Below are 25,137 nucleotides of genomic sequence, written 5' to 3' on the forward strand. Positions count from 1 at the left end.
CTCCCCTGTGACCCGGTGACAATCCGAAAAAACACGCTCCCCGGCCATAACAGAAAAAAACAGAGCAGCATGATCTTATTCAACACCCACCCCCCAATAAATCACTTCTCTTGGATCCAATAAATCCTCCTCCTTATTTTGAACATACATAAACAAAACCAGGGGGCAAATTCGCGGGTACAAACCGCACTTCCACTTTTCCGAAACAACTTCTGAGCATTGGCAACATGTGCAAAGAATATTGATAAGCCACAAACACCCCGTTACAAGACAATACTTTCTGTATTTCATCCAATATCTTCAAGCAATCTTGTTTGGAAAAATTGGCAAAAGGCAACGAAGAAACCACACAATCCGCCTCATTCATTCCCTGCAGGCGTAATTCCTGTTTCAGATTTCTTGCATCACAACAGTGAACAAACCTTGGAAATTGATTTTTTAAATACCGGCGGAGTTCAGGATCCAGTTCAAAAGTGATCACCCGGCAGGAATGATTCACCCGGTTTGCAATTTCCCGGGTCACAACTCCGGTTCCCGCTCCCAATTCCAATACCGTTTTGGTTTGGTCCCAATTTACCGGTTTCAACAAGGAATTGACAAGATACTTGGAACTCGGGGTGATACTGCCGATGGTTCTTGGCGAAGACATGAATTTCGAGAAAAAAAGGATTCTTTGCATGAGCGATTGCATCATTTCGCATCCCCTTTTTGTGAATTTGAATACAAGATAAATCATGATTCTTAAAATAAATAAAGCTTTTTTCTTATCATTTCCTTAAGAAACATTTTCTTGCGCAAAGCCCCTTCTTCGTCAGCTTGTCCCAACCAATCATCTTAATATTCTTAAAAAACGAAGATGAAACGCCTTCGTTCCTTTATGCCGGACAATGTTAAAAAGGGAGAAGCCATTATGAACAGGCAAGTCCCCTTTTGAAACAGGAGATTGTTCAACTCAGCACATACCAATGATAGCGCATTCATAAATAAAATTTATCATTCCAAAACAAAACTCATAAAAATACAAATCAATTAAAAAATCATACGGACTGAAATTCATTTTTCATTCGAACCGGCTCTTTCATAAAACTGCTTTTTTTAAAGACCAAAACAAAGGAAATATGTGGTAAACGCTGTGATGCTTATAACTTCTGGTTTTGGAAAACATTAATAAACGGGTTCTCTCGTGCAATCCTTTGCTTGAAAAAGAAAAATTATACAATTAGAAATTAAGTGTGGAAGAAACCCATGGATGTTTGGTAAACTATTTTATATAAATATTTATTCATTTTGATTAATAGAATGTTATTAATTCTATTAATCAAAAAATTTATTATCTAAAAGTTTTTTGTGAACAATTTTACTAATGAAAGGATGATTCAACATTGCCAGTATCCACCGTTACGTCTGACAAACTTGAGTCTTTGAATCCGTATGAAATTGTTCAGATTCAGATTGATCAAGCTGGCAAGAAGCTGGGGGTTTCCGAGGATATTCTTAATATTCTTAAAAAGCCGAAACGCGTTTTGAGTGTCTCCTTCCCCGTCAAAATGGATGATGGTTCCATCCGTGTCTTTGAAGGATTCCGCTCCCAGCACACCGATGCCATGGGGCCGACCAAAGGGGGCATCCGCTTTCATCCCGATGTCACGATGGATGAAGTCAAAGCTTTGTCCATGTGGATGAGTTTCAAATGTGCGGTGACCGATGTTCCTTATGGCGGCGGAAAAGGAGGCGTCATCTGCGATCCGCGCAAGTTGAGCAAAGGTGAGATTGAGCGTGTCAGCCGCGGCTTCATTGAAGCCATTGCCGATATCGTCGGGCCGGAAAAAGACATTCCTGCTCCCGATGTCTATACCAATGCCCAAACCATGGGTTGGATGATGGATACTTACAGCCGGATGAAAGGAAAATTCAGCCCCGGAGTCATCACCGGAAAACCCCTCAGCCTGGGCGGATCCAAAGGACGCAATGAAGCAACGGCAAGAGGTTGTGCCTTTGCCATTGAGCAGGCAATGGAAAAGTTAAACAACCCCCTCCAAGGCGCCACTGTGGCGGTGCAAGGATTCGGAAATGCCGGCCGCATCGTTGCCGATTTGTTGGCCGAAAAAGGTTGCAAAATTGTTGCCGTCAGTGACACCTCGGGCGCCATTTACCAAAAAGACGGTTTAAACCTTCAAGAAGTCAAAAAATTGAAGGATGACAAAAACAGCAAAATCACCGATCTCCCCGATGCACAGATCCTCGAAAATCCGGAAGAAATCTTGGAATTGGATGTGGACATTCTCGTTCCGGCCGCACTGGAAAATGTGATTACCCGCAAAAACGCTGATCGCATCCAAGCCAAGGTTGTCGCCGAAGCAGCCAACGGACCGACAACCCCCAAAGCTGACGAAGTTTTATTCAAAAAAGGAGTGCATTTGATCCCCGACATTCTGGCCAATGCCGGAGGAGTCATTGTCTCTTATTTCGAATGGGTGCAAAACCTGATGCATTATTATTGGACCGAAGAAGAAGTCAACAGCAAACTGAAAGAAAAAATCGTGCGTTCTTACAATGAGGTCTACGATCTTGCCCAAAAAGAAAACACGGATCTGCGCACGGCAGCATATATGGTGGCCATCAAACGGATTACGGAAGCCATTGAAGCCAGAGGCTGGATCTGATCAAGCGTTCTCTCCTTCCCTCTTTTGAAAGCGGGAACCGGTCATTCCTCACGCTTCATCCCTCTGTCTGTTTCTGAAAAGCACGGCTCCTCCAGGCTCCTCTGATCGAACCCGGAACCTGGAGGAGCATTTTTTTCCCAAAATAAAAAAGCATACCTCAACAAGGTACACTTCATATCACTTCGGAAGGCTCCATCCGGATTGCCTGCCTCAATTTTTGCAAGGCCCGGCGCTGCAAACGGGATACATGCATCTGGGAAATTCCCAACCGGTCCCCTGCCTGTTTTTGGCTGAGGTTTTCAAAAAAGGTTAATTTTAATATCTCTTGTTCCCTTTCACTTAAAGCTGAAAAAATTTTCTCCAATAACAATTTCCGGTCAATTTGTTCGAATTCTTTATCCTCTGTTCCCACCAGATCCAGCAGGGTCACCTGACTTCCGTCATTGCTTGCCTCGATGGGGTTATCCACAGAAACCGCATGATAACTTCGTCCCATCTCCATCGTTTCCAAGACTTCCTCATCACTGACTCCCAAATACTCCGCGATCTCATTCACACGAGGCGAACGCTGCAATTGAGCCGTCAAGTCTTCCACCGCCTTTTTGATCCGGGGCCCCAGCTCCTTAATCCGCCTGGGAACGTGAACGCTCCAGGTTTTATCCCGCATATGCCGTTTGATTTCGCCTACAATGGTAGGGACGGCAAAACTTTCAAAGTTCCGCCCCATGGACAAATCAAATCGTTTCAGCGATGCAATCAATCCGATCATTCCCACTTGCACCAAATCTTCATACGGTTCATTGCCGTATGCAAATTTATGCGCAATGGTTTCGACCAGATCGCGATAATGATGGATCAAGGTTTCCTGTGCTTTTGAATCCTCATTTTTCTGAAAGCGGCTGATCAAATCCAGTATTTGGTCATCGGTTAGTGGGGAAGGATGTGGACGTTTCGACATGATTTTCCACCACGTCCTTTCGGATATACTTGGTCATTCTCACAATGACTCCGTTATCACCTTTGATATCGACGTGATCCATCAAGGATTTAATCAAGTACAACCCCAACCCGCGTTCACGGATCCCGTTCATGGAACCGCTCATTTTAATCGGGCCGGTTCTCTTTTGCACTTCATCCAGATCAAAACTGTTTCCGCGGTCGATCACTTCAATCTGAATGCGGTTGGGGAAAATATTGCAAGTCACCTCAATTTCGCCTTCACCGCCGCAATAAGCATGATCGACAGCATTGGTGCAAGCTTCGGAAACTGCCAATTTCAGATCCTCGATGTCATCATAAGAAAACCCCATGCGATTGGCAATTCCAGATACAGTCAATCTTGCAATCCCAACATAATCCGGTTTGGCGGGAATCATCAAATTAACCAAATCCAAGGGTTTATCACTCATTTGCGGCCATCCTCCTGCGCTTGATCTTCAATTTCCATAATCTCATACAAACCTGTGATTTTAAAAAGACGGGACAACCGGGGATTCATACCGGATATGATCAGTTTTCCTGCCGTTTGCCTTTGTGCTTTGTATGCCCCGATTAAAACGCCGAGCCCGGTGCTGTCGATATAATCCACTTGTGACAAATTGACCGTGATCCGTTTTTTTCCGTCACAAAGAGGCAGTAACTTTTCCCTTAACTTGGGAGCAGTATATACGTCAACTTCCCCTTCCACCATGACTGTGATCTGATTCTCTTTCTCCTTTTTTTCGTGCACAACCAGATTCATTCACCCACGACCTCCTTCTGCTCTGGGTCCCCCGTATCCATTTCATCTGCGTCACGTTTTAAAATAACAATCGTTTGATCATCTCGAATTTTATAACCACACATATCATAAAGTGCTTGGTGAATGGTTTCAACAGATTCTTGCGCCGGGAGATGAATATGCGTGCGGATAATCTCTTTCAACATATCCCGATCAATAAATCGGCCATCCACTTTACACTCCGTTACCCCGTCGGAAAATAATATAATCGCATCTTGAGGTGATAACCGGATTTTATATTCCGGATACCTGACTTCCCTGGATACGCCAAGCACAAGCCCCTTGGTCTCCAGATCAACAAACTCGCCGGTTTCATGGCAATAATAGAGCCCGGGTTCATGCCCGGCGGTAGCATACCGAAAATGATGGTTCAACGAATCATATACCCCGTAAACCATGGTGATAAACATACTCGGATCCACATTGCGCTCCACCACGGTGTTTAAATCGCGCAAAACCTGGGACGGCGATAAAGGAGCGGACGGTTGATCATCCAGCCGGTCCATCGCATATTTAATCATCGACATACAAAGAGCCGCGGGAATCCCTTTTCCGATAATATCGGCAATAGCGATGCCCAGCGATCCCGAACCATGATCAACGAAGTTATAGTAATCGCCGCTCATCTGTTTGGCGGCCACACTCACCACGCCAATATCGACGCCTCCCAACTTCGGAGGCCCGTCCGGCAACAAAGTTTGTTGCATTCCGACCGCCACTTCGATCTCATTTTCCAATTCCCGGTGCCGATTGACCAGTTTCTCTTTTTCACGATAAGAAATGCCGTAACCGATCATGATCTCAATCAACAGATCAAACGAGGCTTTCAGATCATCCGACATATCGGGATATTGCTCTTTCATGGCATTGACATGCATGTTTACCACTTCGTCCGGAGGAATCCGCTTTTCCAAAAACCATTTACTCAGCTGCTGCACACTATACAAATGATCTTCTTTTTTTGAAGTAATATATGAAGCCAAAAGCTTCTGATATAACTTTTTTAAATGAATGTCCATATTGGTCTCCTTGATCCGCCTTCAATATTAAACAGAACAATCCATTTTGGAAATAAAATAACACAGATATAAAAGAAATAAAATATGCACACGACTTGCTGAACGATTCTATTATACCACCCTTTTCTTTTGTTGGCTGAATCCAAGGATTGCAAAACGGATGAGATCAACCATGCGAAAAAAACCCGGCAAACACCATCCCGCAAAGAAAAAAACCGGGGCCTTCCCCGATTTTCGCACAAAAAAAGAATGGACGGCTCCATCCATTCTTTGCTAGAAGTTAATCATACCCAAACTGATCATTAACGCTTCATTGACACGATTCATCATTTCATCATCCAGATGAGTGATTTTATCCGTCAGCCTTTGCTTATCGATCGTTCGGATTTGTTCCAACAATATGACCGAGTCACGATCAAACCCGTATGCTTTGGCATCGATTTCCACATGCGTAGGTAATTTGGCCTTTTGAATTTGAGCTGTAATCGCGGCGACGATCACGGTGGGGCTGAACCGATTGCCAATATCATTTTGAATCACCAAAACAGGCCGAACCCCACCTTGTTCGGATCCGACCACAGGGGATAGATCAGCAAAATAAACATCGCCACGTTTCACAATCAAATCAATTACACCCCACTAACCAATCGATCCAAAGTATCTTCAGCCTCTTCTTCTGCCTCAAATGCTTCCGAAGCGATGTTGAGATTGATGCGTGCCATCTCCATGTAGCCGCGTTGCATCATTTCACGAATCAGACGCTTTTTCCGCTCTTGGAGATACATTCTCATCGCTTGGCGGATAAACTCACTCCGATTGGAATTTTCCCTCGCCACAACGCCATCCACTTCTTGAAGCAATTTTGTTGGCAGGCTGATCATGATTCTTTTTGTACCGGACAAATGAAGCACCCCCAACCAATCATCACCGTTTAAATTCCCCTATCAATACTACCATTATGATGAAGATGTTGCAAAAATATACTTATCATTCATCAATAAACCAACATAAAAGCAAAAACCTAGTTTAATCTATTCGCTCAAGTATATAAAATTCCTTCACTCAACATGTTTATACATAAAATATTAACAGTTGTCCATGCTGTCAAGTAAGACACTGCATCCGCACCGGCTCCCGCAACCGGTTGACGATTCCCGTCACTTTCCCGTCACGCAAGTAAACCCTCGGAATACGGTGGCTCAACATACAGGTGACTTCATAATGAATGGTTCCAAGCATATCGGCCACTTCATCCACCGAAATGACATTTTGCTGTTGTCTTCCGTACAGCACCACTTCCTGTCCGACTTCAACAGGCATCACCCCGGTCACATTCAACATCAATTGGTCCATGCAGATGCGGCCCACAATCGGCACCTTTTGCCCGTGAATCAGTGCATGCCCGCGATTGGACAAGTGGCGGTTGATCCCGTCGGCATACCCAACCGGAATCGCGGCAATCCACTCTTCCCCGTTGACGACATACGTTTTTCCGTAACTGATTCCGGTGCCGGCGGGCGGTTTCTTGACGGAAGAAACTTTGGTTTTTAGAGTCAAAACCGGTTTTAGCGAAACCGATTTGCGGTTCACTTCCGCCGAAGGGTAAAAACCGTACACACTGACTCCCAACCGCACCATGTCGTATGCGTATTCATTGAGATCAATGGCCCCTGCGCTGTTGGCGATATGCACCAGCGGCGGCCGGAGATGATTTTCGGACAAGATTTCAATCACTTTCCGAAACTTTTGCTCCTGGCTCAGAGCGTAATCCTTGTCGGCCTCGTCAGCCGTCGCATAATGGGTAAAGATTCCTTCCCATTCAATGTGTGGCGACTGTTCCAGTTTCCGTGCAAAAGACAACACTTCTTCCGGAGCCAGTCCCAATCTTCCCATGCCGGTGTCCACTTTGACATGAACACGCAAGGGTTTGCCCGCTTTGATCGCGGCCTCTTCCATCTTCCGCAAATGCTCCGGCAAATAAACCGTGCAGGTCAAGTCGTAATCAACCGCCGTTTGATACGCATGCGGCGGCGTATAACCCAAAATCAAAATGGGGGCGGTGATCCCTGCATTCCTCAGTTCAACCGCTTCATCCACAAAGGCTACCGCCAAATAAGAAGCCCCTGCCGACAAAGCAGTTTTGGATACTTCCACCGCTCCATGCCCGTAAGCGTCCGCTTTCACGACAACCATCATTTTGACTTGTTTCTCCAAATGCCTGCGAAATTCATAAATGTTGTGTGTAAGCGCATCCAAATCCACTTCAACGACTGTATCCCTGCCCATATAATCTGCCCAATTCAATTCAGCCATATTTTATCACTTCCAATTGACCGTTTAACTTTTCTAAAAAATGATTGCTTACCAGTAAGTATTCCCTTTTGCCACGAATTACATATCCATACGGTAAATCAAAATCTTTTGTCATCTCCTGCAAAGGAATCGTTTCGGTGCGGGATCTCATCCGAATTTCCAAACGGTCAGGATAAAGCGTGTAGTGCGGGCGCAACCAACATCGGTAAAGACAGGGAAAACCAAAGAAAACGACCATGGCAAGTCCAATGACCGAAAATATGAAAGGCTGACTGCGAAAGGGAAAAAACATGAGGATGACGAGAAGCCCCAAAACAAAAGCAAACGACTCCATCATCCGCATCCAGCGCTTTTTCCGATAAAGAAGGGTCCAGTACGAAGTGTGCTCTTTTACAATCTGTCGGTTCATGATTTGCTTCATCCCTTTACCGCAAACGCTAGAAAGTATTATACCAGCTTTCTTTTCTTCTTGAAAGAAAAATGAATGCATGCGGGCTTCTCTCAGAAACCCGCCGTTTCAGCAGGAATCATTATTTGACCAGCTGATCAAAGGTGGAATTGGCGATTTTCACCATTTCCTCCTCCGCCAGCTTTCCAATCATTTCAAATTCCACCCCTTGATAAGTCCATGCCAGCCGTTTCATCTCCCCGGACTCCAACAAGACTCCGATGGCGCTTTTTAATTCAACAGGTTTTCCCATCAGCGGCAGGCTGGTGGCGACGGTTTGCGGCTTCCGTTGGGTCAAAGTAAAATTTTTTTCCCCTTGAAAACGCATGATTTGAACCGGTCCCTCCGGGGTTTGGATCGTTTGTTCACTCACCAGATGGCTCTTTTCCGGAATATAGCCGGGCAACACGGACGCCAATTCGTTATTATCCGGTTTCGCGGGAGCGACGACTTGTTTTTCCATTGACGGGAGATCCTTCATGTTCCGCTCCGTATCAAAAGCATCGTCGTCAAAGGTCGCATCCAATCGGAAACGGTCAAATTGCACTTGCATCAGCTTTTGGTTTTGTTCACTCAGAACTTCCAGACGGGTCGGCAACAGTTTGGAATCCAACCAGATTTTTTGTTTGGCGGCTTCCTGATTAAACGGATATTTTGCGGATACTTCCAATTGATATGCTTTTTTCTCTGCCTGAAACATACGTTCTTCATCGTCAATAATGCTTTGGATGATGGATTGGTATAAATAAATCTGCCCGTTCGTTTGCGGCCAGTCGCTTTGAAAACGAAAGCTTTTTTTCAGATGGGGAGTCAACACAAAGACCCCTTCATCATTCCGCAAAATAATTTGAGTGATGTTTTTCTTTACATTTTTAATGGAAACCCGATAAAAAGAAGGTTTCTTATACCAGACTTCAATGTCATAGACTTGTGGCTCGGAGCTGGTTAAAATCGTCATTTTCCCGTGGCTGATGTATGACTCCATTTTTTCCGTCCGCTGTGCCAGTTCACTGACCACATCTTGTTCATTTTTGACACCACATCCGGCCACTGCCAATAGCATGAGGCAGATCCAAAAACAGAAAAATGGTTTCTTCCGACACATAGAACCATCCCTTTCGTCAATTTCCCGGGAAATGTGTCGGCTAGCGAGGGACATCACTCGACAAATTCCTGGCGGACCGCGCGTTGAATCCCGTCCAGCAAATCAGTATACACCATACTGTGCGGATGGGTTCCGCTCAACCCGGCGGCTTTTCCATGCAGGTAAACGGCCATGGCCGCCGCTTCCAGCGGCGAAACCTTTTGTGCCAGAAGGGAACCGATCATCCCGGTCAACACGTCGCCGGAACCGGCTTTGGCCAGTGCAGGACTTCCTGTCGGATTCAGAAACACCGTGCCGTCAGGATGGGCAATCAATGTAAACCTTCCTTTTAAAACAACAATCATTCCGGTATGCTTGGCAAATGAACGGGCCACATCCACCCGGCCGGCCTCCACTTCCTTTACCGACAGGGAGGTCAGGCGGGCCATTTCTCCAGGATGAGGCGTGATAATCGCCGGCGCCTTTCTGTGCCGGAGATCTCCGAGCAAATCCGGATAAGCCGCCAAAATATTCAATGCATCCGCATCCAGCACCAGCGGTCCTTGCATGGAAGAAAGGACGTCCCGCAACCATTTGTCTTCCCCCTCAAACCTTCCAAGCCCCGGACCGATGGCCATTGCAGAAATTTGACCGGCTTTTTCTTGGAACCTGTCAGCACTGTTGGGATGAAAGGTGCCTTCTCCCGGCCACGGCCAAATCAACGGCTGCGTGACTTTGGCAGCCAGTGCGTGTCTTTCCGACTCCGGAACGGCGAGGGTCACATAACCCGCTCCCATCCGGTAAGCCGCTTCGCCTGCCATGCATATGGCGCCGAGCATCCCTTTGCTTCCGCCGATCAGGAGCAAGTGGCCGTGGCTTCCTTTGTGTGACCAAGGATCGCGGGGAGACCAGCTTTTTTTCCACCATACCGGATCATTCAACCTTCCCTTTGGTTTCAACTCCGGCTTTAATACCGGAGGCAATCCGATCTCTTTGATGACCAATTCGCCGCTCAATTCTTTTCCTTGCCGTGAAAAATGCCCCCATTTGGGATATTGGAACGTGACAGTCAAGTCTGCTTTTACTTTTTCTGAATCAATGCTTGCTCCATCTGTATGAAGTCCTGTCGGCAAATCGACGGAAACCACCCATTTCCCGGAAGCATTGATTTGTTCCACCACTTCTTTTACAGGCGGACGCAAACTTCCGTTCACTCCTGTCCCCAAAAGGGCATCCACAATCACATCGGCCTGGCTGAGCTCTGATTTCAATGCATCCCGTTTCCCGGAATGATACGTTTGAATGGGGTTAAACGATTGCAGCACGTGATAGAAAACCTTTGCATCCGGGGTGAGTTGATCCGGATCTCCGACAAGCCAGCAAGCCACATCCCAATTTCGGTACAAGAGATAACGGGCGATCACCCAACCGTCTCCCCCGTTATTCCCTTTTCCCGCCAGGATCACCGCTTTTTGCGGTTTGGGAAACCGTTTTGTAATTTCATCCGCGACCGATCTCCCGGCATTTTCCATCAACACCGTTCCGGGAAGGCCGGTTTCATCCATGAGCCGTTCCTCAATCCTCCGCATTTCTTCTGCCGTGACCAAATACAACGTTTGTCCCTCCTAACCGCGTTATATATGTATGTCCACCATTTATGAGTTATGATCGATTTCAATCACCGCCATCGCCATGGCGTAGTGTTCGCTGTGAGAAATGGACAGATGGATGGAAACCGCACCGGTTCCGTACAATGCCTGAAGCACCCGGGGAGAAACGGTCACCACCGGTTTTCCCTGCTCATTGTTTAAAACTTCGATATCCTGAAACGAACACATTTTGCCAATGCCGGACCCCATCGCTTTGGATACGGCCTCCTTGGCCGCAAACCTTCCGGCGACAAATTCCAAGCGGCGCCCGGGGGCTTCGGGCAAAGCGGCCTGTTCGTTTGGCGTCAGAATCCGCTTTGTCAACCGGGAAATCACTTTTTCCACTCTGTTCAGTTCAATCAAGTCCGTTCCGATTCCGGCAATCATTCATTTCACATCCCATTGAAAAGTCCATGCCGCGATAGCAAACGATCCTGCCGCCCAGGCAATCAGGATGGAGACGGGAACCATCAACTGACCGAGTGCCAAGCCGTCATTCATCACACTGCGCAAAGCATCCGTCAAATGCACGATTGGAATCACCTGAACCACCGACTGGAGAATCCCCGGCAAATCCCGGACCGGAAAAAAGATGCCTCCCACAAAAATCATCGGAAACGAGATCAATCCGGCAATGGGGGCTGCACTTTCCGGGGTTTTGGACAAACCGGCCACAATAAAACCCATCGACATAAATGTCAGGGTCCCGAGAAAAATCAATAAAATCAAAGTGCCCCAGGATCCGTACACATGAACATCAAACAGAAAGAAGGCCACCAGCAAGACCACGATCACCTGGATGGCATTCAACAAAATCCGGGCCGTCATTTGCCCTGCAATAAAAGTGGAACTTTTCAGCGGCGTCCCCTGCATCCGGCGCAAAATCCCGCGCTCCCGCCAAGACGCGATCGTGGCGGCGACACCGTTTAAATTGTTGCTCATCATCATTAAAGACAAGATGCCCGGCACCAAAAAATCGATATACGACAGCGTCCTGCTTTGAATGGATACCACTTCCGTCAAAATTACAGGTTGAAAGCGGGTTTTTTCTTTATTCATGGCATCCACTGTCTGATCCACAAGCAGCCGGGCCATGTCCGCTTGGGTTTTGTTCACCGGATCCATGTAGATCAACACTTTTTTCGCGCTTTGTTTGGTTTGATAAGCTTTTTCAAATCCTTTTTCAATCTTCACCACAAAATCAACATCCCCGGATTTCAACTTCTTCATCAGTTCCGCCTCGGACCCGGATGCCGGTTTGACGGTTTCCTGCCGGAAAAAATTTTGCTTCCATTCTTCGGACAGAGACGATTGATCCAGATCCACCACTCCGGCTTTCAAAGAAATTTGGGAACTCCCGTCCCCTAAAAACAATCCCAGGCCAAGCATCATCAAAACCGGCAAAAAAAGGACCAGATCACTGTGTTTTTGTTGCGGAAAAACAAAAGAAGCTGCGCCCTCACCAACTGCCAATATGCTTTCATTTCCCTCTCAACCTCTCTCCCGTTTTATGGAGAAACACATCCTCCAGCGTTGCGCTTCTTGTGCGAAGCCCGGTTAACGGAATCAAATGGCGGTTTGCCCATGGAACCAGCTCTTGCAGGGTTTGGGATAAATCATTGGTGTGGATGGACACGACTTCATTTTCTTCCCGGCTGACTTTCATCACCCCCGGCAGTTCAGACAATTCTTGATCCAAACCGGAGTCCGGCAGCACAAATTCGATCCGGCTTTGGGAAGCCAAGCCGCGAATCAAACCGGCAGGAGAATCCACCTCCAGCATCCGGCCTTGACTCATGATCGCCACTTGGTCACACAGGACTTCCGCTTCTTCCATGTAATGGGTTGATAAAACAATGGTTCTTCCTTCATCGCGAAGCTGAAAAATAAGATCCCACAAACGCCGTCTTGCCTGGGGATCCAGTCCCGTCGTGGGTTCATCCAAAAAAATCACTTTGGGATCATGCACCACCGCGATCGCAATCGCCAGTTTTTGCCGTTGCCCTCCGGACAGATGTTTCACCTGTGTTTTTTCCTTTTCTTGAAGATCAAATGATTGTAGAAGTTCCAGAACCGGACGGGCTTTCGGGTAAAAACCGGCATAAAGCTCCAGACTTTCCCGGACGGTCAAATGCTCAAACAATGCGGTGGACTGCAGTTGCACACCGATGATTTGCTTCAACCGATCCCGGTCTCTGACCGCATCCACCCCGGCAATTTCAATGCTTCCATCATCGGAATTCCTTAATCCTTCCATCATTTCCATGGTCGTTGTCTTTCCGGCACCATTGGGGCCCAGCAATCCAAAAATGTGATGTTCTTTCACTGTAAAAGAAATGCCGTTGACAACCACCTGATCCCCGTATTTTTTCGTTAAATTTTTAACCTTGATCAATTCCCATCACTTCTGTTTCATTTTTTATTTCAGTATACACTTTCCCGTCTCTCTTAAAAATGGGTTCTGTTCTCTTAAATCTTTTTGATTATGGGGAGGAGAATGGTATATACTATAAATGAATGACTAATTTTGTCCCGGGAAGGAGGACCTACATGTATCTGGTCAACAATCATATCAAGATCCAATCCGAAGAGCATTTGAAGCACTTGAAGGAAGGTTTCAGCCGGGCTCCTGAATCCATGAAACAAGTACCGGGTTTTGTCTCTTTCCGTCTGCTTCTGTCTGAAGATGAATCGCATGTCGTTGCCGAAACCGTCTTTGCTTCCAAAGAGGATTTTATAAATTGGATCCAAAGCGAACATTTCGAAAGAGCACACGGTGGGCGCAAAGGGGATGTCGAACGGCAGGAACTGTCCGCTTATCATATCATCGTGGAATGAAAGGGGTTTATCCAGTGACTGCCTACGGTATCATCAAGTTTTTGCATATCGCCTTTATTGCTACTTGGTTTGGCGGAGCCTCACTGATGGCCATGCTTTTAAGGGATGCCATCCGCACCGGCGAGACGGGACGGATGGATCATGCGTTGAATCGAGCCCAACGCTGGAATCTGACCATGTTTGTCCCCATCTCTGTCATTGTTCTCCTGACGGGGATCTACATGACGCTGCAATTCGCCGTGGACAAGCCGCTGTGGCTGTTGGTGAAAGAACGTTTTGGAGGTTTGTTTATCCTTGCGTTCATTCTCGTCGTTGTCTTGTACGGCCGCAAGGCGTTGGCAAAAGTCCAATCCGACGGCATCGAAAAAGAACAAGTGATCGGAACCGTCAAACGCTATATCATGCTGCTGAATATTTCGGTTTTGTGCATGGCGGTTTTAATATTCTTTGCATCGGTCAAACTCTGATGACCCCAAAAAACCTGCTGACCAAAGTCAGCAGGTTTTTTCTTACTCCTGATCCGGTTCCAGTTGACAAGATTCAAGCGGAACCACTTTTGTTTTATTTTTCCATTTGTAACCGAGCCACAGGCAAATAAAGATCGGCAGACCGATATAGGAGACCACGAGCCGGTACCAGTCGACGGCTTCTCCTGTGAAAGCCTGATAATCTTGTCCCAGGATCACCACCAAACACAGGAAGAAGGCAAACAACGGCCCAAACGGGAACAATCTGGCCCGGTAAGGAAGGACATCCAGGCTTTTTCCCTGGGCAACAAAAGCGCGTCGGAACCGATAATGGCTGACCGCAATGCCGAGCCAAGCCAAAAATCCGGACAGCCCCGAAGCATTGAGCAACCAGATGTAAATGGTTCCGTCACCGACCAGCGAAGCCAAAAACGCAAACGCCCCGACCAGTGCCGTTAAAAGCAATGCATAAACAGGCACTCCACGCCGGTTCACCTTGCTGAACACTTTCGGCGCTTTTCCTTCTTTCGCCAACTGCCACAACATCCGGGTGGATGCATACATGCCGGAATTCCCCGCGGAAAGGACCGCCGTCAGAATCACCGCGTTCATCACCGAAGCGGCAAAGGCAAAACCGGCACGTTCAAAAACCATGGTAAACGGGCTTTTGGCAACCTGATCCACATCGCCGCCCGCCAGATTCGGGTGGGTGTAAGGCAAAATCAAACCGATCACAAGGATGGTCAGTGTATAAAAAAGCAAAATTCTCCAGAAAATCTGTCGGACCGCCTTCGGGATGTTTTTGCCGGGATTTTCACTTTCTCCCGCTGCAATCCCGACCAACTCCGTTCCCTGGAATGAAAAACCTGCAATCATAAACACGCCGACAGTGGCCACCCATCCGCCATGAAACGGAGCGTCACCGATGGTGAAATTCTTGAAGCCGATCGGTTCTCCTCCCATGATACCGAGAATCATTAAAAATCCGATAACCAAAAAGATGATGACGGTCGATACTTTGATAAAAGAGAACCAATATTCTGACTCCCCGTACCCTTTGACGGAAAGAAGATTCAATCCCAACATCAATGCCAGGAAAATGGCACTCCAAATCACACCCGGCACATCCGGGAACCAATATTTCATAATCAACGCGCCGGCAGACAATTCAACTGCAATGGTAATGGCCCAGTTATACCAATAATTCCATCCCATCGCAAATCCCAATGCCGGATCCACAAACCGGCTTGCATACGTGCTGAAAGAACCGGAAACCGGCATATAAGCAGCCATTTCTCCCAGGCTGGTCATCAAAAAGTAAACCATCATGCCGATCGCCATATAAGCAACCAGCGCGCCCCCCGGGCCGGCTTCCTGAATCGCCGCTCCGCTGGCGAGAAAGATCCCTGTCCCGATGGATCCGCCAATGGCGATCATCGACATATGCCTGGACTTTAATCCTTTTTTTAATTGTTGGTCATCACTTGAATTGGACATAAAAAAGTATCTCTCCCTTTCTTCAGCCGAGGTCCGGCAGGAAAAAACAAAAAAACCGTCACTTCTGGATGGGACGGTATGATGAAACCCACACCAAACCCCCGCAAGATAGCGCACCACGTTTGTCTGGGCAAAGAACAAACGTGACAGTGCTGACCCTGTTTGGAATCAGCCCCAGCTTGTCCGCCTGGAGCGGGCGAACAAACTTCGGCGACTTTTCCTTTCCCTTGCAGTCATCAAATGAAACTCCAAATTCTCGTGCAAAGTACTGATAAAAGCCGCAACCTCTACCTCACCGAGAGAAATCGATGAGGGTGAATATGCACTTGTTAGTTATTATTAGTATAAATAAAAACATATGAATTTACAATGGTAATTCCTTCAACCCCCTTTCCATCCCGTCCATGCTGATCGATTTTGTTGTTGTTTTTTCCCAAGACAAGCATAAATATAGTGATAAGTTGTCATAAAGGAGTCGTATGCATGGAAACGTGGATGGGCTATTTTATCTTGGGATTTGCTTTGTCCACCCCAATCGGACCGGTCAACATCGAGATGATCCGGCAAGGGATTTCAAGCGGTTTTTATCCTTCCTGGCTGGTCGGCTTGGGAGATGTGATCTCCAATCTGTTGATTGTCGGCATCATTTTTTCCGGCTTTTCCAGCGGCATTATGGATTTGTCGTATCTGTCGTTCATAGCGATCGCAGGCGGCGCTTACCTGATTTATTTGGGGTCGTCGAATCTGAAAACCAAGGTGTCGATTTCCTCATGGCCCCGGCCTGTCCATCTCCTTGCCAAGGGATTTGTCCTTGGTTTCATCAATCCCATGGATTTTCTCTCCTGGTCCGGTGTGTACAGCACCATTCATGAGCAACCCCTGTCGTTTCTGATCACGGCATTTGCTTATCTGATGATCGGTTGCGGAATGTGGAACCTCCTCTTATCTTTGTCGGTCAGTTGGTGCCGGCATTATATCAAGCCGGCCTTTATCCGGGGATTCCAACTAATTTCCGGTCTCATTCTTTGTGGTTACGGCATTTTTTTGGCTTGGTTCGGCTTCAAAATGCTTGTTCAATAATCCTTTCCGTCATTACCGGCTTTCAGGTTTTGGTTTTCTTTTAATCTTCCCGAAAGGTTTATAATAGGTGACCAGGGTCATCATGACCATCGCCGCCACATTGAAGATTGCGCCTAAAGTCAAAGAAATGCTGGTCCGATGAAAAGAGGCGTTTTGCAAAGCCGCCAAATGATCCTTCTCCGCAGTCGCGATCAAAAAAGACAACCCGTCACTCAGAAACAGGATACCGAGCATTATTATGAAGAAAGTCGATACCAACTTGATCAATACCCAGTAATGCTTTGTCAACCCCCAATGGGTCCAGACCGACAGCATCAAGCCGGTGATCAGAACCACCATGGCCGGATACTTGATCAGCGTGCCATCAATCATGTGCATACTGGAAAGCGTGTAATAAAGCTGTTCTCCATTTTCCGCATTTCCCATGTAAATCCCCAGGATCAACATCCCCAGCGTACCGCCAAACCATGCCATGGCCCCCAGCACATGAATGGAAACCAATAAATTCTTTTTTCTCATATTTAACCGGTAACGCACTAAAATCTCCTCCTTTCTGCTTCATTCCTCCAACTTCACTTATTTTCAGCCGATCCATTCTTGGATGAACGGCGATGTTGCCATTGGCGCCGGTCAATAACGGGAACGGCAACCGCGCCCGCCAGCGCACAGAGATAGGGAAGAAACGGAATTCCAAACGGTTTGAAAAATAATTGGAAACTGAGAATGCCAATGATGCTGGACAACAGAACGCCGATGATAAATCCGCCAAAGATTCCCGTGACAGCGGCAATCATGGTTCTCATCCCCTTTCCCCTCCTTCCGGTTATGACATAAAAGCGGTGCAAGCGATGCATGAAAAACGCCTGATCCCTTTAAAATCTTTTGATTCTGGGCGGTGCTTTTCTCTCAACCGCTTCAAATGCAGTTTAGCAAACCAAAATAAACACCACTCAAACGCAACCTTAACAGCACCTTAATTTTTATATGGAAACCAAAGAGTGATCCGGGTGCCTTCATTCCGCTTGCTTTCCACTTGGATTATGCCCCGCATTCTCTCGATAAATTGCTTGGCAATCACCATGCCGAGCCCGGAACCCAGCGCGGTCCGGTCGGTGGGGGTTCCCCGGTAATAACGGTCAAACAAATGTTGAATGGTTTTTTGGTCCATTCCCGTGCCATTGTCCTGAATTACAATCAAAAGCCTGTCTTCTTTCAATTCGGTTGTCACCTGAATGGTTGTTTCCGGGGGATTGTGGTGGATGGCATTCATGATGAGGTTTTCCAGTGCCCGTTTGAGCAAATGTTCGTCAAACGTCCACCGGATCTCCCCGGGCGGAGATTTTAATTGAATTTCATACCGGTCTGCCAGGGGATGTTTTTTAAGATCGCCCAAAACCCGTTTTAAAAAGGAAATCAAGTCCAATACGCGCTCATTCAAGGGGATTTGACTTTCTTCCAATTGATAAACGATGCTCAAGTCTTGGATCAACTGCTCAATATGGATCGATTTTTCCTCAATGATCCGGCTGAACTCTTTCACTTCTGCTTCTTCCCAAGCATGATCCGAGCGGAGCATCGCTGCATACCCTTTGATGTAAGATAAAGGGGTTTTCAAATCGTGGGTGATGCCGGAGGCCCAGCTTCTCCTCGATTCTTCAAGTGCTTTGCGCTCTTGTTCGACGGAATGAAGCCGGGCGGTCAAATTGTCCAGTTTCGATTCCAATTCCAAAAACACCCCGAACTTCCGGGCAGCCAGGTCTGGAAAATCCGGCTTTTGATAATTCCCTTCCGAAAGGTTCTCAATCCATTGAATCAGAAAAAAGAGCGGCTTGCTGATTTTCCGCCCCAAAAAGATCCCGATCATCATAAATATCACGATAAAGGAACTTAAATACAAACCGATCAACAGAGGGACACGGGTTCCCACCGGGATCTGAAGAAGTTTGTGAATCCCCATGACAACAACCGGAACCACCGTCAGCCCCGAAAGCAAAAGAACGCCTCCGATGGCGAGCAAAACCGCCACAAACTGGAGGGATATTTTGTGTTTGAGATCCATCACCGTCTCTCCTTGTCCGAAACTGCGAGCATATATCCCAATCCCCTGATGTTTTTTAAATACTCAGGGTGTTTCGGGTCTTTTTCAATTTTTTGCCGCAACCGCCTGATATGCACCATGACGGTGTTTTCCTTTCCCACCGTCGGGTAATCCCCCCATACGTGCTGATAAAGGCTGTCCACACTGAACACTTGATTGGGATGCTCACACAAGAATTTCAGCAACTCAAATTCCTTTGCCGGGCATTTCACTTCTTTCCCGTCCACCACCAATTTCGCCTGTTCCAAGTACAATACAAAATGACCGGTACGAAATTCGCGAAGCCGGGAATTCAAGCGCCTTTGCCGGTGCAAAATCGCTTTGATCCGGGCAACCACCTCCAACGGATTAAACGGTTTCGTGATATAATCGTCCCCTCCCATGGAAAAACCGGTCAACTTATCCATATCCGCCGTGCGAGCCGTCAAAAAAAGGATGGGGACGTCGGTCATTTCCCTGATTTGCTGACACAGCCGGAAGCCGTCTGTATCCGGCAGCATCACATCCAGCAAAATCAAATCCACCGGGTGTTTCCTGATTTTCTCCAACGCTTCTTCGCCGGAGGTGGCCTCAAGGATCCCTTCGAATCCTTCTTTTTCGAGCAGCCGTTTCATCATTTGGATGATGCCGATCTCATCATCCACCATCAACAGCGTTTCCCTCATCATTTTTCCCCCTTCTTCTTCATTCATGAGAGCAACCCCCTGAAGCCGCGTTCCCCTTCAAGGGGGTTGGATCCAAGATGAAATCAAGCTGGTTTTCCTGCTTTCAACAGCACTTTGTTCCTTCCCAAAAACATGGCAAGCATGCACATCAACAAACCCGTGCCGGCCAAAATCCATTCAATTTCGATCCAATCGGCAACCGGCCCGAATACAAGCATCCCCACCGGCATCATGGAAGTGGAGATCATGCTGAATACCCCAAATACCCTTCCTGTATAATTTTCTTCAATCTTTTCTTGCAACAAGACCGTCGTCGGTGTATTGAAAAAGGGCATGGCCACCCCGAATAAGGCCATGACCAACAAGTAAATCCAAAAGTCGGGAACCAATCCCAGCGCCAATGTGCAAACCCCCATGATAAAGCCGGAGAGAGCCATCGTATGGACTTTATTGCCAAAGCCTCCCCACAAGGCGATCAACCCTCCCCCTGCCATCATCCCGACGGAAAAGGTGATTTCAATGGCCGTCAACCGCCACACATCATCCCCAAAGCTCCGGGTCACCTGCAAAGGGGTTAAAAACGAAGCCGGTGCAATCAATACAAAAAAAACAGCGAAGAACAAAAAGAAGCTCTTTAAAAAAGCATGTTTTTTAATATACGCGATGCCTTCGGTGACATCACTGTAATAAGTGGTTTTCTGTTTTTCGGACGCCTTTTCGTGAACCGGAATGTGAACCCATGCCATCATGATGAAAACAGCAACGGCGGCCGTGAGAACATCCACAAAGAAAACCGCTTCAATGGAGGCCATGGTGATGAGTGCCGCACTCACCATGGGGGAAACCAACATAATCAATGATTGAAGGCTTCCGTTGATTCCATTCACTTTCGTCAGTTGATCCTTCGGAACCATTTGCGGCAAAACCGCGCCAATGGTGGGAGTTTGGAATCCGGTCCCAATTGCGCGGACAGCCGAGATGGCAAAAAGCAGCCATATCGCATCGTATCCCGCAAGAAAAAGAATGGCGAGGACCAACGTGGCCATGGCAATCATTGCATCCGACCCGATGATCAGCATTTTGCGGTTGAAACGGTCTGCCCACACCCCGGCAACCGGCGAGAGAAGAAAAGTGGGGACAAAACCGCAAAGAATATAGATGGTCATCATCACACCGGATCGGGTATCCAAGGTGATATACCACATAATGGCATATTGCACGAGCGACGAGCCCAACAGGGAAATCGTCTGGCTGGTTAAAAAAAGGAAAATCTCCCGTTTCCAATGTTCTTTCCTCTCTTCATGGATGAAATTCATTCGGTTTCACACCTTTTTCTTGTCGCTGAACGTTTTAATCTGTTTCCAATTTCTTTTTTTCTGCCAACAGCCTTTGAAATTCCTTTTCCAGCTCTTCAGATGGCTCCACGCTCAACCGGCTGAGCACCTCGGATATTTTGGTCTCAATCAACAGCCGCCGGTCCTCCCCGGCATCCTTTTCTTTTTGCCGCCCAGGCTGCCGTTTCTCTTCATCAAGACGGTCTAAAAAACGAATTTCCCGGTTTTTGATCTCCAGGATCCGGGTTGCCAGCTTTTGCACAAAACGCCGGTCGTGAGTGACAAAGATGACCGTGCCTTCGTACTCTTGAAGAAGGGATTCCAAAGCTTCCACCGCTTCAATATCCAGGAAGTTCGTCGGTTCGTCCAAAACGAGGGTGTTAATGTCACTGACAAATACTTTGGCCAATGCCACTTTGACCCGTTCCCCGCCACTTAACACCTCCACTTTTTTATAAACATCGTCCCTCCGGAAATGCAACCGGGCCAGGACAGTGCGTATCAACGTTTCATCCTGCTTGGAGGTGGAACGGACATTTTCCAAAATCGATTCTTTCAGATCAAGAATATTGAGATTCTGGCTGAAATAACCGATTTTCACAGACGGCGAAACTGTGATTCCCTCATCCTGGCGGATGATCTTTCGGATCAGCGTGGTTTTTCCGGCACCATTCGGTCCGGTGACGGCCAGTTTCTCCCCTCCGCGCACATCAAAACGAGCCGGCTTCCACAAAAGCTTGTTTCCCGCCGTTCCGGAAACATCTTGCACCCGGATCACCACTCTCCCCTTCATAGCTTCCTGGTGGGGCAAACTCAACTTGACCGGCTTGATTTCTCTCGGCTTTTCCACCTTCTCCAATTTTTCCAGACGGGTTTCCATGGCTTTTTTGGCTTTCTCCAGTTTCTTTTGTTTTTTGGCAAAGTAGGGTTTGGCCATCTTCGCTTCGGACCGGTTTGTTTTTTTCGGTGTTTTGGTCGCTCTCTGTGCTTTTTGTTCTTTCATTCGCAGCGCTTCTTCCAACTGCCTTTTCTTTTTTGCATATTTTTCGTATGCCTGGATCTGTTGTTCTCTTTCCAACTCCTTTTGGCGGACGTAATCCGAATAACTCCCTTTATAGGTTTTGATCTTGCCTTCATCGATCTCCCAAATTGTTGTACAAAGAGTATCCAGGAACACCCTGTCATGGGAAACGACCACAAAAGCTCCCGGCCAGTTTTTCAGCTTCTTTTCCAACCATTCGATATGCCCGGTGTCCAAATGTGTGGTCGGCTCATCCAAAAACAAAATCTCCGGCTCCTTCCCCAAGGCTTGCAAAAGATATTCCCGGGCCAACTCACCGCCGCTTTTGGTTGAATCCTGCCGTTTGATCTGCGGCAAAAATTCAACCGTGGCACGGGTAATCACTTGGCCTTGATCGGGAACCGCCCGACCGGTCAACGTTTTGATCAACGTGGTTTTTCCACAGCCATTTTTGCCGACCAAACCGATCCGGTCCCGGTGATCAATGAATAACCTTTTCACGTCAAACAACAAACGGTCTTTGACATACAGCTTCAAATCACGCGCTTCCAGCAACATCCGCATCATCTCCGTACCGTTATGTTTTTGGGAGACGAAAAAAGCCTCCCATCTTTTTAAGAATAGGAGGCATAAAAAAGGCACGGGTGCACAGACCGTCATCAGACAAAAGATCCATACCACCGGATTCACTTTTTATAAAAATGGGTGATGCCAATCCTATTCTTAAAAGACACATTGAAGGCAGCACAAAGAAGCAGACTCCTTCTCTGCCAAAAAAAATCCTTCAATCCATCTGCTTTCAAAAATAGGATTAGCACTTCATCGTCCCGATGTTCACCCTTCCGTACATAATATTTATCAGTATCATAAACCAGAAAGAAAAGATTTGTCAAATGATAAGACGCAATTCGCATCCTGTTTTCCCAAAAACCGCCCGGTTTTCTCCTTCTGGCTCCGTCTGTGCCTTTTTAATCTTTCAATCCCTCCTTTGCTGATGTACTCCAGATTTTGATGAATCCTTTCCATATCCAGTTCCGCATGAATGGACACTCGTATCCACTGAAAAAACTGACAATCAATCATTTATAAGCGGAAAAGACAAGTTGCCTGAACCTTCTCTCCGAACATAAAAAAAATAACCTCTTGCGGTTGATGGCAACCGAAGAGGTGATGTTCGAACAGGTTCCGTTCCGTCAATTTTCCTTTCTTTATTCCACAGTCACGCTTTTTGCCAGATTCCGCGGTTTATCCACATCGAAGCCACGCTCCAGGCAAGCATAGTAGGCGAACAATTGCAGCGGGATGACCGTCAATACCGGAGCCAAAAGATCCAGTGTCGACGGGATGTGGATCACTTCATCCACGGATTTAATCATCTCCGTGTCTCCTTCCCCGGCAAACCCGAGAACATAAGCGCCACGTGCTTTGACTTCCTGGATATTGCTGATCATCTTTTCGTAGACACTGCTTTGGGTGGCCAGCGCAATGACCGGGATGTTTTCTTCAATCAAAGCCAAGGTGCCGTGTTTCAATTCACCGGCCGCATAAGCTTCGGAATGAATGTAGGAAATCTCTTTTAATTTAAGCGAACCTTCCAAGGCAACAGCATAATCCAAGCCGCGTCCCAGGAAGAAGAGATGTTCATGGCTGGCGATGTCCCGTGCAAATTGTTCAACCACCTTGGTTTGGCCGAGTATCTGCTCTGCTTTTTCCGGCAATTCTTCCAAGTGACGGATAATTTCCGCCAGTTCTTCGCGGCTTTTTCCACCGCGAACCTGAGCCAGATAAACTCCCAGCATATAAATGGCAATCAATTGCGAAGTATAGGCTTTGGTGGAAGCCACCGCGATTTCCGGTCCGGCCCAGGTGATGATCACATCATCGGCTTCCCGGGAAACGCTGGATCCAACCACGTTCGTAATGGCAAGAACCCGCGCGCCGTGCTTTTTCGCCTCCCTGAGGGCAGCCAGTGTATCTGCTGTTTCCCCGGATTGGCTGATCACGACAACCAGCGTTTTTTCGGTAATGAGCGGATTGCGATACCGGTATTCGGACGCCACATCCACTTCCACCGGAATCCGTGCGAGATCTTCCAACACATATTTCCCGACCAGTCCGGCGTGATAAGCCGTGCCGCAAGCCACGAAATGAATTTTTTCGATCTCTTGGATTTGTTCCTTGGTCAGCTTCACTTCGTTGGATAAATCCACTTCTCCGTCTTTCAGACGACCGGACAACGTGTCGCGGATCGCTTTGGGTTGTTCGTGGATTTCCTTCAGCATGAAGTGGTCATAACCGCCTTTTTCCGCTGTTTCAATATCCCATTTGACATTCATGACTTCCCGTTCCACAGGCGTCCCGTCCACTTTCATCAGGGTCACCTGGTTTTCTTTCAGAACAGCCATTTCCCCGTCTTCCAAAATGTACACATCGCGGGTGTGCTGCAAAATCGCCGGGATATCGGAAGCAATAAAGTTTTCCGATTCGCCGACCCCGACAATCAGAGGGCTTGCCTGGCGAACAGCCACCAATTTATCCGGTTCCAATTCGCTGATAATCCCCAAGGCATAGGCCCCTTCCAAGCGGGCCACCACGTCCCGCACAGTGGAAACCAAGTCGCCGTTCCACATGTCAGCCAGCAGTTTGGCCACCACTTCCGAGTCCGTTTCGGATTCAAAGGTAAATCCTTTGGCGATCAATTCTTCTTTCAATTCAATGTAGTTTTCGATAATCCCGTTATGAACCACCGCAAAACGACCCGTTTGGTCCGTATGGGGATGGGAGTTTTGGTCTGAAGGCTTCCCGTGTGTCGCCCACCGGGTATGTCCGATCCCCAAAGTACCCGGCAGGGATTTAGCACGGAGTTTTTCTTCGAGATTGGTCAGCCGTCCTTCGTTTTTTTGCACACCAATCGTTTCCCCGTTGTAAACCGCCAGACCGGCCGAATCATATCCGCGATATTCCAATTTGCTCAAACCTTCAAGCAACAGATTTTGAGCCTCTTTGGAGCCAATATATCCAACAATTCCGCACATATGTGAATACCCCCTGAAATTTGCAGAAACAATGACGAACCACGGGTATCCAAAGTCTGTCTGTCTTTGACCCGTTCATCATCATTTCCATGCTTTCTCTTTTTTCTATTTTTTGTATCCAACCGACCTCTCTTAGCATCATATCG

At 47.3% G+C, this 25,137-nt stretch carries 26 protein-coding genes and 1 riboswitch; of the genes, 4 read left to right on the top strand and 22 right to left on the bottom strand.

Annotated features, from left to right (window positions below; genetic code table 11):
- Window positions 1-133: 133 nt before the first annotated feature.
- Window positions 134-694, bottom strand: a complete 561-nt coding sequence (locus ATH33_RS12890; protein WP_062843381.1) for a class I SAM-dependent methyltransferase — start codon at window positions 692-694, stop codon at window positions 134-136.
- Window positions 695-1,382: 688 nt separating this feature from the next.
- Here ATH33_RS12890 and ATH33_RS12895 point away from each other — a divergent pair.
- Window positions 1,383-2,663: a Glu/Leu/Phe/Val family dehydrogenase gene (locus ATH33_RS12895; RefSeq protein ID WP_037998052.1), complete on the top strand. Its 1,281-nt coding sequence runs from the start codon at window positions 1,383-1,385 to the stop codon at window positions 2,661-2,663.
- Window positions 2,664-2,835: 172 nt separating this feature from the next.
- Here the strand turns inward: ATH33_RS12895 and sigB are convergent, their stop codons facing one another.
- The 13 genes from sigB to ATH33_RS12960 all read right to left on the bottom strand — a co-directional run bounded on the left by sigB (window position 2,836) and on the right by ATH33_RS12960 (window position 13,351).
- Window positions 2,836-3,621, bottom strand: coding sequence for an RNA polymerase sigma factor SigB (gene sigB / locus ATH33_RS12900; RefSeq protein ID WP_062843382.1), 786 nt, complete (start codon window positions 3,619-3,621; stop codon window positions 2,836-2,838).
- Complete coding sequence (rsbW, locus tag ATH33_RS12905) at window positions 3,584-4,072, bottom strand: anti-sigma B factor RsbW (protein ID WP_037998054.1); 489 nt, start codon at window positions 4,070-4,072, stop codon at window positions 3,584-3,586. The genes sigB and rsbW overlap by 38 nt, the downstream gene beginning before the upstream one ends.
- A complete protein-coding gene (locus ATH33_RS12910) occupies window positions 4,069-4,404 on the bottom strand; it encodes an STAS domain-containing protein (RefSeq protein ID WP_037998057.1) in 336 nt (111 codons plus the stop codon). The genes rsbW and ATH33_RS12910 overlap by 4 nt, the downstream gene beginning before the upstream one ends.
- On the bottom strand, window positions 4,401-5,462 hold the full coding sequence (locus ATH33_RS12915) for a PP2C family protein-serine/threonine phosphatase (RefSeq protein ID WP_062843383.1): 1,062 nt from the start codon (window positions 5,460-5,462) through the stop codon (window positions 4,401-4,403). Before ATH33_RS12915 ends, ATH33_RS12910 begins: the two co-directional genes overlap by 4 nt.
- A 273-nt stretch (window positions 5,463-5,735) precedes the next feature.
- Window positions 5,736-6,086, bottom strand: a complete 351-nt coding sequence (locus ATH33_RS12920; protein ID WP_037998060.1) for a type II toxin-antitoxin system PemK/MazF family toxin — start codon at window positions 6,084-6,086, stop codon at window positions 5,736-5,738.
- Window positions 6,087-6,091: 5 nt separating this feature from the next.
- Window positions 6,092-6,343 carry a CopG family ribbon-helix-helix protein gene (locus ATH33_RS12925; protein WP_175413226.1) on the bottom strand — a complete coding sequence of 84 codons (252 nt, stop codon included), beginning with the start codon at window positions 6,341-6,343 and terminating at the stop codon, window positions 6,092-6,094.
- A gap of 223 nt (window positions 6,344-6,566) precedes the next feature.
- Window positions 6,567-7,775, bottom strand: coding sequence for an alanine racemase (alr, locus tag ATH33_RS12930; protein WP_232335531.1), 1,209 nt, complete (start codon window positions 7,773-7,775; stop codon window positions 6,567-6,569).
- A complete protein-coding gene (locus ATH33_RS12935) occupies window positions 7,768-8,265 on the bottom strand; it encodes a YdbT family protein (protein WP_131470884.1) in 498 nt (165 codons plus the stop codon). The genes alr and ATH33_RS12935 overlap by 8 nt, the downstream gene beginning before the upstream one ends.
- Before the next feature lie 40 nt (window positions 8,266-8,305).
- A complete protein-coding gene (locus tag ATH33_RS12940; RefSeq protein ID WP_131470885.1) occupies window positions 8,306-9,286 on the bottom strand; it encodes a LolA family protein in 981 nt (326 codons plus the stop codon).
- A 95-nt stretch (window positions 9,287-9,381) separates the two neighbouring features.
- The gene (locus tag ATH33_RS12945; RefSeq protein ID WP_121874496.1) at window positions 9,382-10,920 is read right to left on the bottom strand and encodes an NAD(P)H-hydrate dehydratase; all 1,539 of its coding nucleotides are present in this window, start codon (window positions 10,918-10,920) and stop codon (window positions 9,382-9,384) included.
- A 42-nt stretch (window positions 10,921-10,962) separates the two neighbouring features.
- On the bottom strand, window positions 10,963-11,343 hold the full coding sequence (acpS, locus tag ATH33_RS12950) for a holo-ACP synthase (protein ID WP_037997131.1): 381 nt from the start codon (window positions 11,341-11,343) through the stop codon (window positions 10,963-10,965).
- Window positions 11,344-12,429 carry an ABC transporter permease gene (locus ATH33_RS12955; protein WP_242062492.1) on the bottom strand — a complete coding sequence of 362 codons (1,086 nt, stop codon included), beginning with the start codon at window positions 12,427-12,429 and terminating at the stop codon, window positions 11,344-11,346.
- A 7-nt stretch (window positions 12,430-12,436) separates the two neighbouring features.
- Window positions 12,437-13,351 carry an ABC transporter ATP-binding protein gene (locus ATH33_RS12960; RefSeq protein ID WP_037997126.1) on the bottom strand — a complete coding sequence of 305 codons (915 nt, stop codon included), beginning with the start codon at window positions 13,349-13,351 and terminating at the stop codon, window positions 12,437-12,439.
- A gap of 155 nt (window positions 13,352-13,506) precedes the next feature.
- Here ATH33_RS12960 and ATH33_RS12965 point away from each other — a divergent pair, with 155 nt between their 5' ends.
- Both ATH33_RS12965 and ATH33_RS12970 read left to right on the top strand, forming a co-directional pair.
- On the top strand, window positions 13,507-13,794 hold the full coding sequence (locus ATH33_RS12965) for an antibiotic biosynthesis monooxygenase family protein (RefSeq protein ID WP_062843387.1): 288 nt from the start codon (window positions 13,507-13,509) through the stop codon (window positions 13,792-13,794).
- A gap of 14 nt (window positions 13,795-13,808) precedes the next feature.
- Window positions 13,809-14,261 carry a DUF2269 family protein gene (locus tag ATH33_RS12970; RefSeq protein WP_062843388.1) on the top strand — a complete coding sequence of 151 codons (453 nt, stop codon included), beginning with the start codon at window positions 13,809-13,811 and terminating at the stop codon, window positions 14,259-14,261.
- Window positions 14,262-14,303: 42 nt separating this feature from the next.
- Here the strand turns inward: ATH33_RS12970 and ATH33_RS12975 are convergent, their stop codons facing one another.
- Window positions 14,304-15,758 (bottom strand): amino acid permease, encoded by a 1,455-nt coding sequence (locus ATH33_RS12975; protein ID WP_062843389.1) that lies wholly within the window; start codon window positions 15,756-15,758, stop codon window positions 14,304-14,306.
- Between the two features lie 101 nt (window positions 15,759-15,859).
- Window positions 15,860-16,056, bottom strand: a riboswitch (Lysine riboswitch).
- 185 nt (window positions 16,057-16,241) lie between these two features.
- Here ATH33_RS12975 and ATH33_RS12980 point away from each other — a divergent pair.
- Complete coding sequence (locus ATH33_RS12980; protein WP_062843390.1) at window positions 16,242-16,838, top strand: LysE family translocator; 597 nt, start codon at window positions 16,242-16,244, stop codon at window positions 16,836-16,838.
- A gap of 12 nt (window positions 16,839-16,850) precedes the next feature.
- Here ATH33_RS12980 and ATH33_RS12985 read toward each other — a convergent pair whose 3' ends face one another.
- The 7 genes from ATH33_RS12985 to glmS form a co-directional block, all read right to left on the bottom strand.
- Window positions 16,851-17,375, bottom strand: a complete 525-nt coding sequence (locus ATH33_RS12985; RefSeq protein ID WP_062843391.1) for a hypothetical protein — start codon at window positions 17,373-17,375, stop codon at window positions 16,851-16,853.
- 35 nt (window positions 17,376-17,410) lie between these two features.
- Window positions 17,411-17,641 (bottom strand): DUF5957 family protein, encoded by a 231-nt coding sequence (locus ATH33_RS12990; protein ID WP_062843392.1) that lies wholly within the window; start codon window positions 17,639-17,641, stop codon window positions 17,411-17,413.
- A 170-nt stretch (window positions 17,642-17,811) separates the two neighbouring features.
- Window positions 17,812-18,897, bottom strand: a complete 1,086-nt coding sequence (locus ATH33_RS12995; protein ID WP_121874497.1) for a sensor histidine kinase — start codon at window positions 18,895-18,897, stop codon at window positions 17,812-17,814.
- Window positions 18,897-19,604: a response regulator transcription factor gene (locus ATH33_RS13000; RefSeq protein WP_121874498.1), complete on the bottom strand. Its 708-nt coding sequence runs from the start codon at window positions 19,602-19,604 to the stop codon at window positions 18,897-18,899. Before ATH33_RS13000 ends, ATH33_RS12995 begins: the two co-directional genes overlap by 1 nt.
- A gap of 80 nt (window positions 19,605-19,684) precedes the next feature.
- Window positions 19,685-20,917, bottom strand: coding sequence for an MFS transporter (locus ATH33_RS13005; RefSeq protein ID WP_037997115.1), 1,233 nt, complete (start codon window positions 20,915-20,917; stop codon window positions 19,685-19,687).
- Between the two features lie 34 nt (window positions 20,918-20,951).
- Window positions 20,952-22,520, bottom strand: coding sequence for a Vga family ABC-F type ribosomal protection protein (locus ATH33_RS13010; protein WP_062843394.1), 1,569 nt, complete (start codon window positions 22,518-22,520; stop codon window positions 20,952-20,954).
- Between the two features lie 644 nt (window positions 22,521-23,164).
- Window positions 23,165-24,991: a glutamine--fructose-6-phosphate transaminase (isomerizing) gene (glmS, locus tag ATH33_RS13020; protein WP_037997369.1), complete on the bottom strand. Its 1,827-nt coding sequence runs from the start codon at window positions 24,989-24,991 to the stop codon at window positions 23,165-23,167.
- Window positions 24,992-25,137: the final 146 nt, after the last annotated feature.

Source organism: Thermoactinomyces vulgaris, assembly GCF_003688725.1.
Classification (GTDB): domain Bacteria; phylum Bacillota; class Bacilli; order Thermoactinomycetales; family Thermoactinomycetaceae; genus Thermoactinomyces; species Thermoactinomyces vulgaris.

Coding starts and splice junctions, on each gene's coding strand:
- ATH33_RS12935 (WP_131470884.1), bottom strand. CDS start 8,265: ATGCATTCATTTTTCTTTCAAGAAGAAAAGAAAGCTGGTATAATACTT.
- ATH33_RS12975 (WP_062843389.1), bottom strand. CDS start 15,758: ATGTCCAATTCAAGTGATGACCAACAATTAAAAAAAGGATTAAAGTCC.
- ATH33_RS12990 (WP_062843392.1), bottom strand. CDS start 17,641: ATGAGAACCATGATTGCCGCTGTCACGGGAATCTTTGGCGGATTTATC.
- ATH33_RS12925 (WP_175413226.1), bottom strand. CDS start 6,343: ATGATCAGCCTGCCAACAAAATTGCTTCAAGAAGTGGATGGCGTTGTG.
- ATH33_RS12980 (WP_062843390.1), top strand. CDS start 16,242: ATGGAAACGTGGATGGGCTATTTTATCTTGGGATTTGCTTTGTCCACC.
- glmS (WP_037997369.1), bottom strand. CDS start 24,991: ATGTGCGGAATTGTTGGATATATTGGCTCCAAAGAGGCTCAAAATCTG.
- ATH33_RS12890 (WP_062843381.1), bottom strand. CDS start 694: ATGATGCAATCGCTCATGCAAAGAATCCTTTTTTTCTCGAAATTCATG.
- alr (WP_232335531.1), bottom strand. CDS start 7,775: ATGGCTGAATTGAATTGGGCAGATTATATGGGCAGGGATACAGTCGTT.
- ATH33_RS12965 (WP_062843387.1), top strand. CDS start 13,507: ATGTATCTGGTCAACAATCATATCAAGATCCAATCCGAAGAGCATTTG.
- ATH33_RS13000 (WP_121874498.1), bottom strand. CDS start 19,604: ATGATGAGGGAAACGCTGTTGATGGTGGATGATGAGATCGGCATCATC.
- rsbW (WP_037998054.1), bottom strand. CDS start 4,072: ATGAGTGATAAACCCTTGGATTTGGTTAATTTGATGATTCCCGCCAAA.
- ATH33_RS12940 (WP_131470885.1), bottom strand. CDS start 9,286: ATGCTATTGGCAGTGGCCGGATGTGGTGTCAAAAATGAACAAGATGTG.
- acpS (WP_037997131.1), bottom strand. CDS start 11,343: ATGATTGCCGGAATCGGAACGGACTTGATTGAACTGAACAGAGTGGAA.
- ATH33_RS13005 (WP_037997115.1), bottom strand. CDS start 20,917: ATGAATTTCATCCATGAAGAGAGGAAAGAACATTGGAAACGGGAGATT.
- sigB (WP_062843382.1), bottom strand. CDS start 3,621: ATGTCGAAACGTCCACATCCTTCCCCACTAACCGATGACCAAATACTG.
- ATH33_RS13010 (WP_062843394.1), bottom strand. CDS start 22,520: ATGCGGATGTTGCTGGAAGCGCGTGATTTGAAGCTGTATGTCAAAGAC.
- ATH33_RS12995 (WP_121874497.1), bottom strand. CDS start 18,897: ATGGATCTCAAACACAAAATATCCCTCCAGTTTGTGGCGGTTTTGCTC.
- ATH33_RS12910 (WP_037998057.1), bottom strand. CDS start 4,404: ATGAATCTGGTTGTGCACGAAAAAAAGGAGAAAGAGAATCAGATCACA.
- ATH33_RS12915 (WP_062843383.1), bottom strand. CDS start 5,462: ATGGACATTCATTTAAAAAAGTTATATCAGAAGCTTTTGGCTTCATAT.